Source organism: Nocardioides sp., from assembly GCF_041600255.1.
In the GTDB taxonomy this organism is placed as follows: Bacteria; Actinomycetota; Actinomycetes; order Propionibacteriales; family Nocardioidaceae; genus Nocardioides.
In genome coordinates, this window is sequence record NZ_JBFIKK010000145.1 from 1 (window position 1) to 7,541 (window position 7,541).

The 7,541-nt window shown below is 71.6% G+C and carries 14 protein-coding genes; 5 read left to right on the forward strand and 9 right to left on the reverse strand.

The annotated features are described in order from the left end of the window. Positions 1-37: 37 nt before the first annotated feature. From ABZE72_RS14380 to ABZE72_RS14395, 4 genes are read left to right on the forward strand one after another with little or no spacing between them, the layout of a single operon-like run. Positions 38-1,009: an ABC transporter substrate-binding protein gene (locus ABZE72_RS14380; protein ID WP_372729721.1), complete on the forward strand. Its 972-nt coding sequence runs from the start codon at positions 38-40 to the stop codon at positions 1,007-1,009. Next, on the forward strand, positions 1,006-2,007 hold the full coding sequence (locus ABZE72_RS14385; RefSeq protein WP_372729722.1) for a FecCD family ABC transporter permease: 1,002 nt from the start codon (positions 1,006-1,008) through the stop codon (positions 2,005-2,007). Before ABZE72_RS14380 ends, ABZE72_RS14385 begins: the two co-directional genes overlap by 4 nt. Beyond that, positions 2,004-2,993, forward strand: coding sequence for a FecCD family ABC transporter permease (locus ABZE72_RS14390; protein ID WP_372729723.1), 990 nt, complete (start codon positions 2,004-2,006; stop codon positions 2,991-2,993). Before ABZE72_RS14385 ends, ABZE72_RS14390 begins: the two co-directional genes overlap by 4 nt. After that, positions 2,993-3,802: an ABC transporter ATP-binding protein gene (locus tag ABZE72_RS14395; protein WP_372729724.1), complete on the forward strand. Its 810-nt coding sequence runs from the start codon at positions 2,993-2,995 to the stop codon at positions 3,800-3,802. Before ABZE72_RS14390 ends, ABZE72_RS14395 begins: the two co-directional genes overlap by 1 nt. Positions 3,803-4,120: 318 nt before the next feature. Here ABZE72_RS14395 and ABZE72_RS14400 read toward each other — a convergent pair whose 3' ends face one another. From ABZE72_RS14400 to ABZE72_RS14435, 8 genes are read right to left on the reverse strand one after another with little or no spacing between them, the layout of a single operon-like run. Continuing rightward, entirely contained in the window at positions 4,121-4,276 is a 156-nt protein-coding gene (locus ABZE72_RS14400) for a hypothetical protein (RefSeq protein ID WP_372729725.1), read from the reverse strand. A 32-nt stretch (positions 4,277-4,308) separates the two neighbouring features. Further along, the gene (gene rpsN / locus ABZE72_RS14405; RefSeq protein WP_372729726.1) at positions 4,309-4,611 is read right to left on the reverse strand and encodes a 30S ribosomal protein S14; all 303 of its coding nucleotides are present in this window, start codon (positions 4,609-4,611) and stop codon (positions 4,309-4,311) included. After that, positions 4,611-4,781: a 50S ribosomal protein L33 gene (rpmG, locus tag ABZE72_RS14410; protein WP_372729727.1), complete on the reverse strand. Its 171-nt coding sequence runs from the start codon at positions 4,779-4,781 to the stop codon at positions 4,611-4,613. Before rpmG ends, rpsN begins: the two co-directional genes overlap by 1 nt. Further along, positions 4,781-5,017 carry a 50S ribosomal protein L28 gene (rpmB, locus tag ABZE72_RS14415; RefSeq protein ID WP_372729728.1) on the reverse strand — a complete coding sequence of 79 codons (237 nt, stop codon included), beginning with the start codon at positions 5,015-5,017 and terminating at the stop codon, positions 4,781-4,783. Before rpmB ends, rpmG begins: the two co-directional genes overlap by 1 nt. 24 nt (positions 5,018-5,041) lie before the next feature. Further along, positions 5,042-5,164 carry a type B 50S ribosomal protein L36 gene (gene ykgO / locus ABZE72_RS14420; protein WP_372729729.1) on the reverse strand — a complete coding sequence of 41 codons (123 nt, stop codon included), beginning with the start codon at positions 5,162-5,164 and terminating at the stop codon, positions 5,042-5,044. Beyond that, positions 5,161-5,373 carry a 50S ribosomal protein L32 gene (gene rpmF / locus ABZE72_RS14425; protein ID WP_372729730.1) on the reverse strand — a complete coding sequence of 71 codons (213 nt, stop codon included), beginning with the start codon at positions 5,371-5,373 and terminating at the stop codon, positions 5,161-5,163. The genes ykgO and rpmF overlap by 4 nt, the downstream gene beginning before the upstream one ends. A gap of 39 nt (positions 5,374-5,412) precedes the next feature. Next, positions 5,413-6,489 carry a GTP-binding protein gene (locus tag ABZE72_RS14430; RefSeq protein WP_372729731.1) on the reverse strand — a complete coding sequence of 359 codons (1,077 nt, stop codon included), beginning with the start codon at positions 6,487-6,489 and terminating at the stop codon, positions 5,413-5,415. Further along, entirely contained in the window at positions 6,486-6,740 is a 255-nt protein-coding gene (locus ABZE72_RS14435; RefSeq protein WP_372729732.1) for a type B 50S ribosomal protein L31, read from the reverse strand. Before ABZE72_RS14435 ends, ABZE72_RS14430 begins: the two co-directional genes overlap by 4 nt. 93 nt (positions 6,741-6,833) lie before the next feature. Between ABZE72_RS14435 and ABZE72_RS14440 the strand changes: the two genes are divergently transcribed. After that, entirely contained in the window at positions 6,834-7,112 is a 279-nt protein-coding gene (locus ABZE72_RS14440) for an HU family DNA-binding protein (RefSeq protein ID WP_372729733.1), read from the forward strand. A 45-nt stretch (positions 7,113-7,157) separates the two neighbouring features. On the opposite strand, the gene ABZE72_RS14445 is transcribed toward ABZE72_RS14440, so the two are convergent. Beyond that, on the reverse strand, positions 7,158-7,541 hold a 384-nt coding region (locus ABZE72_RS14445), incomplete at its 5' end, for a Fur family transcriptional regulator (protein ID WP_372729734.1).

A 7,541-nucleotide genomic window follows, 5' to 3' on the forward strand; every position in this document is an offset into this window, starting at 1 on the left:
CCTGTGAGTCGACTCTCCCGCAGAAGGAACCCCCCTGATGAAGCAGCAGCCCCTCCTCGCCCTCTCGACGGCCATCGCCCTCACGTTCACGCTCGCCGCCTGCGGTGGCTCCCGATCGAACGCGGAGACCGCCCCGGAGGCTCGCGAGATCACCCACGCCATGGGTGCGACCGACGTGACCTGCACGCCGGAGCGCGTCGTGACCCTCGGCCAGGGGGAGACCGACAGCACCCTCGCCCTCGGCGTCACGCCGGTCGGCGTGGTCTCGCCGTGGACCGACGACTGGTACGACTACCTGCCGGACGAGGTCGAGGAGGCCGAGGTCGTCGGGACCGAGGTCGAGCCCGACCTCGAGGCGATCGCTGCGCTCGAGCCGGACCTGATCCTGGGCTCCAAGCTGCGCCACGAGGGGCTCTACGAGCAGCTCTCCCAGATCGCCCCGACCGTCTTCACCGAGACGATCGGGGTGTCGTGGAAGGAGAACGTCGGCACCTACGCCGAAGCGCTGTGCCGGGAGGACCGCGGCGACGAGCTCGTCGAGGAGTACGAGGCCCGGGCCGCCGCGATCGGTGAGGACCTCCGGGCGGCCGACCAGGCCGACACCGAGGTCTCGATCGTCCGGTTCCTGCCCGACCAGGTGCGCATCTACCTCACCGGCTTCCCGGGGTCGGTCATCCGGGACACCGGCCTGCCGCGCCCGAAGGCCCAGAGGGTCGCGGACTGGGAGGACGCCGAGCAGCTGGTCGAGATCTCCGAGGAGCGGATCCCGGAGATGGACGGGGACGTGATCTTCGAGATGATCTCCGCCGACCACTACGCCCAGCAGGGGACCTCGACCGTCGACGAGCAGATCGAACGCTGGACCTCGACCGACCTCTGGAAGAACCTCTCCGCCGTCAGGGCGGGCACGGTGGTCGAGGTCGACGAGAGCGTCTGGAACCTCGGGGGCGGCCTGGGTGCCGCCCACGCGATGCTCGAGGACCTCGAGCAGTACTTCGCGAACGCGTGACCGCACTCGACACCTCACGGCGTTGGTGGGTGCCACCGGCACTCCTGGGGGCGCTCGCGGTGGTGGCGTGCCTCAGCCTCGCGGTCGGCTCGGTCCCCCTGCCGCTCGGTGAGGTGGTCCAGGCCGTGCTGGGAGCCCGGGACACCGAGGCCCACCTGATCGTCCGCGACCTCCGCTTCCCACGTACGGTCGCCGGCCTCGTCGCGGGCGCGTGTCTCGCGGTCGCCGGCGCCCTCCTGCAGGGGGCCACCCGCAACCCGCTCGCGTCGCCGACCCTCCTGGGCATCACCGCGGGAGCAGGCTTCGCGGTCGTCGTCACCGTGGCGCTCCTCGACGTGCTCGCGACGTACGCCGTCGTCGCAGCGTTCACGGGGGGCGCGCTGGCGGCCGCCCTCGCGATCGGGCTGGCGAGCACCGGACGCGACGGGCTGTCCCCGATCCGACTGGCACTGTCCGGTGCGCTGGTCTCGCTCCTGCTGTCGGCGTGGACCCGGGGGATCCTCGCGCTGAACGAGGCCGACGCCGACGAGGTGCGGCACTGGCTCGCCGGGTCGCTGGCGGGCCGGGACGCGGCGGCAGTGGTGCCGTTGCTGCCGCTCTTCGGGGTCGGACTCCTGGCGGCGGTCCTCCTGGCCCGGCCACTGGACACCCTGGCCCTGGGAGATGCCGCGGCCGTCGGGCTCGGCCAGCGGCCCGGGCGAGTACGTGTCCTGGCCAGCATCACGGCGGTCGCCCTCGCCGCGGTTGCGGTGTCGCTGGCGGGGCCCATCGCGTTCCTCGGGCTGATCGTCCCGCACCTGGCTCGTTTCCTGGTCGGCGGTCGCCACCGCGACGTGCTGCTCGCCTCGGCGCTGCTCGGGCCGGTCGTGCTGCTGGTCGCCGACATCCTCGGCCGCGTCATCGCGCGTCCGACCGAGATCCAGGCGGGGGTGCTGACCGCGATGATCGGGGCGCCGTTCCTGATCCGGACGGCCGTCCGGGCCCGGGTGGCCGGATGAACGCCACCGTCGCGGCCACCCGCCGGGGTGTCCCGCTCGTGCTGGCCGCTCTGGTGCTCGGGCTGGGGATGTTCGGCCTGGTCACCGGCACCCAGCAGATCCCGCTCGGCGAGGCGCTGGCGGCGACGATCGGCCTCGGCGACGGCGGCACCTCGTTCATCGTGCAGCAGCTGCGCCTGCCCCGGGTGGGCGTGGCCGTCCTCGCCGGCGCCTGCCTGGGTGCCTCCGGCGCCCTGATGCAGGGGCTGCTCCGCAATCCGCTCGCCTCGCCGGACATCGTCGGCATCACCGGCGGCGCCAGTCTGGCCGCCGTCCTGGCGATCGGTGCCGGATTGCCTCCGCTCGCGCTGCCGCTCGCCGCGGCGCTGGGTGCGGCGAGCGCCGCCGGGGTGCTCCAGGTGCTGTCCCGGCACACCGGTTCGAGCAGCGTGCGTCTCGTGCTGGTCGGTGTCGGCCTGCACGCCCTGACCACCGCTGCCGTCACCCTGGTCGTGGCGCGCATCGATCCGCGTCGGCTCGGTGCAGCCGAGGTGTGGCTGGCCGGGAGCCTGCACGCGCGCAACGCCACCCACCTGACGGTCGTGCTCGTCGGTGCCGCCGCGGCGCTGCCGCTGGCCTACGGGCTGGTGCGCAGCCTCGCCGTACTCGAGCTGGGCGACGAGGTCGCCACCGGCGTGGGGGTACCCGTACGCCGTACCCGGACGCTGCTGCTCGGCTCCTCGGCGCTGCTTGCCGGCGTCGCGGTGGCCGTCGCCGGCCCGCTCGGGTTCGTCGCGCTGGGCGCTCCGCACATCGCCCGTCGACTCGTCGGACCGACGTCGCCGACGACCCTCACGACCGCGGCGCTGACCGGCGCGCTGCTCGTGCTCGCCGCCGATGCACTGGGTCAACGGCTGCTCGAGGATGCAGCCGTGCCGGCCGGCGTGGTCACGGCAGCGCTCGGTGCGCCGTACCTCCTCTGGCTCCTCCACCGGACAGGACGATGATGACCACACTCCAGACCCACCACACGGCACCGCTCCAGGTGCGCGCGGCCGGCGTCCGCGCCGGCTACGGCGCGGAGACGATCCTCGACGGCATCGACCTGACCGTGCCGGCAGGTGTGGTGTCCGCCATCGTCGGCCCGAACGGCTGCGGCAAGTCGACGCTGCTGAAGACCATCGCCCGGGTGATGCGACCCACCGAGGGTCGCGTGCTGCTCGACGAGACCTCCGTGCACCACCAGCCCACGCGACAGGTCGCGAAGCACCTGGGCCTGCTGCCGCAGAGCAACGCCGTCCCCGAGCAGTTGACGGTGCGCGCCCTGGTGGAGCGTGGCCGCTACCCGCACCGTGGGGTCTTCAGCCCGTGGTCGGAGGCCGACCGAGATGCCGTCGCCGAAGCCCTCGACGTCACCGGTACGGCGGGCCTCGCCGACCGCCACGTCGACGAACTCTCGGGCGGCCAGCGGCAGCGTGCCTGGATCGCGATGGTGCTCGCGCAGCAGACCCCGGTGCTCCTGCTCGACGAGCCCACGACCTACCTGGACCTGGCGCATCGCCTGGAGATCCTGCGCCTGCTCCGGCGGCTCAACCGGGAGCGCGGCGTCACGGTCGTGATGGTGCTGCACGACCTCAACGAGGCCTGCCGGTACGCCGACCATGTCATCGCGATGCGTGACGGAGCCGTGCACGCGTCGGGACGGCCCCGGGATGTCGTGACTCCCGAGCTGGTACGGGACGTCTTCGGGGTCGCCTGCCTGACCGTGGCCGACCCCGTCTCGGGGACGCCCATCGTGGTGCCCTGCGACGACTGATCCCCGCGCTGCTGCAGGGACCGGACGATGGTGAGAACCCCCTTGCTGAGGGGGAAGGTCGGGTGGGACGCTGGTGAGTGGTCGTCTGCTCGCCAGGCAGAGCTTGTCCACGGCCGGGCTTCGTGAACTCCGTGCCGATCGACGACCGTCCACCCGTCTCGGATGATCAGAGGAGTTGGGTATGACCATCACCGCGCACCGCCAAGCCGAGTCGCACCAGCACACCCACGGACCCGACTGTGGTCACGAGTCGGTGATCCATGAGGACCACGTCGACTACGTCCACGACGGCCACCTGCACCACGAACACGCCGGCCACTACGACGAGTGCGTGACCTGCTCGTGCGCCGACTGCAGCGACGCCTGCGCGACGTGTGACTGCGCGAACTGCACGTGTCCCACGTGCAACCACAACGTCTGCGAGTGCGGCTCCTGCAGCGACTCGTGCGCGAACTGCGCATGCTCGAACTGCACCTGCAGCACCTGTCGGCACGCCGCCTGAACTCCTACCAGGAGGACGTGGTGATGCCGGGCAGTTCGCCGCGGTGGGCCATCACCCTGAGGTTGATGCGGGACAGGCCGACCTTGCCGACGTAGCCGCGGGGACGGCCGTCAACCTGGTCGCGGTTGCGCACGCGGACGGGACTGGCGTCGCGCGGCAGGCGGCCCAAGGCATGCCCGGCTCTCACCCGTTCCTCGAGTGTGTCGGCGGTGCGCATCGTCTCCTTCAGGGCGGCGCGACGAGCCGCGTACCTGGCGACGATCTCCCTGCGCCGCTCATCGGCGGCGATCTTCGACTTCTTGGCCACTAGCGCTCCTCGCGGAAGTCGACGTGCCGGCGGATGCGCGGGTCGTACTTGCGCAGCACCATGCGGTCCGGGTCGTTGCGCCGGTTCTTCCGCGTGACGTAGGTGTGGCCGGTGCCGGCGGTGGAGCGCAGCTTCACGATCGGGCGCAGGTCGTTGCCTCGGCGGGCCATCAGATGCGTCCCCCTCGGGTGAGGATCTCGGCGACGACCGCGTCGATGCCGCGCTGGTCGATGGTCTTGATCCCGCGCGCGCTGACGGTGAGGGAGACGGTCCGGCCGAGGCCGGGCACCCAGTACCGCTTGGACTGGACGTTGACGTTGAAGCGCCGGTTGGTGCGTCGGTGCGAGTGGGACACGTGGTGGCCGAATCCGGGCCTGGCCCCGGTGACCTGGCAGGTGCGTGACATGGGTTCCTCGTCTGTTCGCCCGGCTCAGCCCTGGCGGGTCTTGAGTCGGGGGTTCGCCTTGTTGATCACATAGATGCGTCCGTTGCGTCGGACGAGCTGGGAGCCCGGCTGGTTCTTCACCGAGCGGATGGAGTTGCGGACCTTCACGCCTCGTCGCCCCGGCTCACGACCTGGCGCCGGCCACCCTGTGGGGTGGGGCTGAGGTAGCCGCGTTGGACGGCACGGAGGAGGTGACGCGGGACGCGGTGGGTCTCGCCGTCGACGGTGACCGGGACCAGGTCCACCGGGGTGGCCTTCCACTGCGAGCGGCGGTGCCGGGTGTTGCTGCGTGAGGTACGGCGCTTGGGTACGGCCATGAAGAGCTCCTTCGGGGTCTGTGCGTTCGGTGGACGTGTTCAGGCGACGTCGCGGATGTCGCCGAGCCAGGGCTCGAGACCGTCCTCGAGGACCCCCCAGCCGTGCTGGTCGAGCAGTGCCTCGGTGGGGGTGAGGAGCATGTCCTCGAACGTCGAGGCCAGACCGCTCGGCGCTTCACCGAGGCCGGTGAAGATCAGCCGTGTCGCCGGTGTGCGGGAACCCCAGGTGCCGTAGCTGCCGATGCTCAGCCGACCGCCTGCTCCGGACCACTCGAGGAGCTCTCCCGGCCGGGTGGGGACCCAGAACGAGCCGCGGGAGCGGTGTGCACCCGTGCCGAGGCGCTCGATGTGGTCCATCAGCCGGTCCGGGTGGAACGGACGAGGCGAGGAGAGGTCCAGGCGCCAGGTGTGTCGGGAGTCCAGCGCCGGCAGGTCGATCTCGAACGCCGGGGAGCACCAGCGGCTGTTCACGCTGCTCTGGTGCCGTTGGGGGGTGAGGGCGGCTGCGTCGAGCTGGTCCGCGCCCGCAACCAGAGGTACCCCGGGGCGGGCCAGTGTGCGGACCAGCTCGGTGGCCTCGGTGCCCGGGTCCGCGTCGAGCACGACGAGATCGGCGTACTCGACCTGGGCGCAGGCCACCTCGCCGACGCCTCGGTCGTCGTCGGGGTTGGTGTGGAGGTCGCGATCGCGCAGCAGGTCGTCGCTGAGCAGGTCCCGGACGATGTCGCCGGTGCCGACCGCGGCCAGGACCGCGCTGAGCTTCAAGTGCCGTGCCAGGCGGCTGTCCGTGGCCAGGATGTGCGCGAGCTGTCCGGCCTCGGTGGCGGTGGGCAGCCCGGAGACGATCGCGCTCCAGCGACCGTCGCGGGCGAGCCGCTCCAGGGTCGGCATGATGTCCTCGCGCAGCGCGCAGCCCACACAGGCGTGCTGCAACTGGATCTGCTCCTGCTCCAGGAGGCCGCTGGTGTCGCTGACGGTCCGGGTCAGGACCTGGGAGTGGGGATCGATCCGGTGCCGGACCGACACGGCTCGGGGGAGGTCCCAGGCCAGGCTCATCAGGGTGCTGTCCATGGCCACCGGATCCAGGCCGGTGACCACGAGCAACGGGGTCCTCATGTGGCAGACCCGTAGCGACGCTGGAACTTCTCCACACGACCCTCGCTGTCGAGGGTGCGCGCAGTGCCGGTCCAGAACGGGTGGCTGTCACTGGAGATGTCGACGTCCACGAGCGGGTAGGTCGTCCCGTCGATCTCGATCGTCCTGTCGCCGTCCCTGCCGGCGAGGGTCGAACGGGTCAGGAACACCCGGCCGGTGGCCCGATCGCGAAAGGCCGCTGGTCCGTACGGGGGATGGATTCCGTGCTTCATGGCTCCTCCTACTAACGAGAATCATTATCAGTATGGCATAGTCCGAGGCGCGGGCCGCACCGGTCCGGTACACCGACACCAAGGAGCATCACCATGAACCGCAAGGACCTCGTCGAGACCGTCGCGCGGGAGGCCGGGCTGAGCGCAGCCCAGGCCGAAGCGGCGCTGAGTGCCGTCGTCGACGGTGTCGTGGGCGCCGTGGCGGCGGGGGAGAAGGTCACCCTGCCCGGCTTCGGCACCTTCGAGCAGCGGAGTCGGGCGGCCCGCTCCGGTCGCAACCCTCAGACCGGTGAGGCGCTCGAGATCGCGGCCTCGGTCGCGCCCGCCTTCAAGCCGGCCGCGGCCTTCAAGACGGCGGTCGCGAACCGCTGAGCCGCAGGGCGGGGTGGCGGTCGACGGTGACCGCCCCCCGCTCGGTCAGCTGTGGCCGGCCCGGCAGGACGCACAGATGCCGAACAGCTCCAGGGTGTGGCTGACATCGGCGTAGCCGTGCTGGGCGGCCATGTCGTCCGCCCATGTCTCGACTGCCGGCCCCCGGACCTCGACGGCCGTGCCGCACGATCGGCACACCAGGTGGTGGTGGTGGGTCGAGCCGCACTCGCGGTAGACGGCTTCCCCGGCGTCGGTCCGGAGCATGTCCGCCGAACCGGTCTCGACCAAGGTCTGCAGGGCCCGGTAGACGGTCGCCAGCCCGATCGAGGCGCCCGACGCGCGCACCGCGGCATGGATGTCCTGGGCGCTGCGGAAGTCGGGGCCCTTGGCGAGCTCGTCCTTGACGGCCTGGAACTGCCGCGTCGTGCG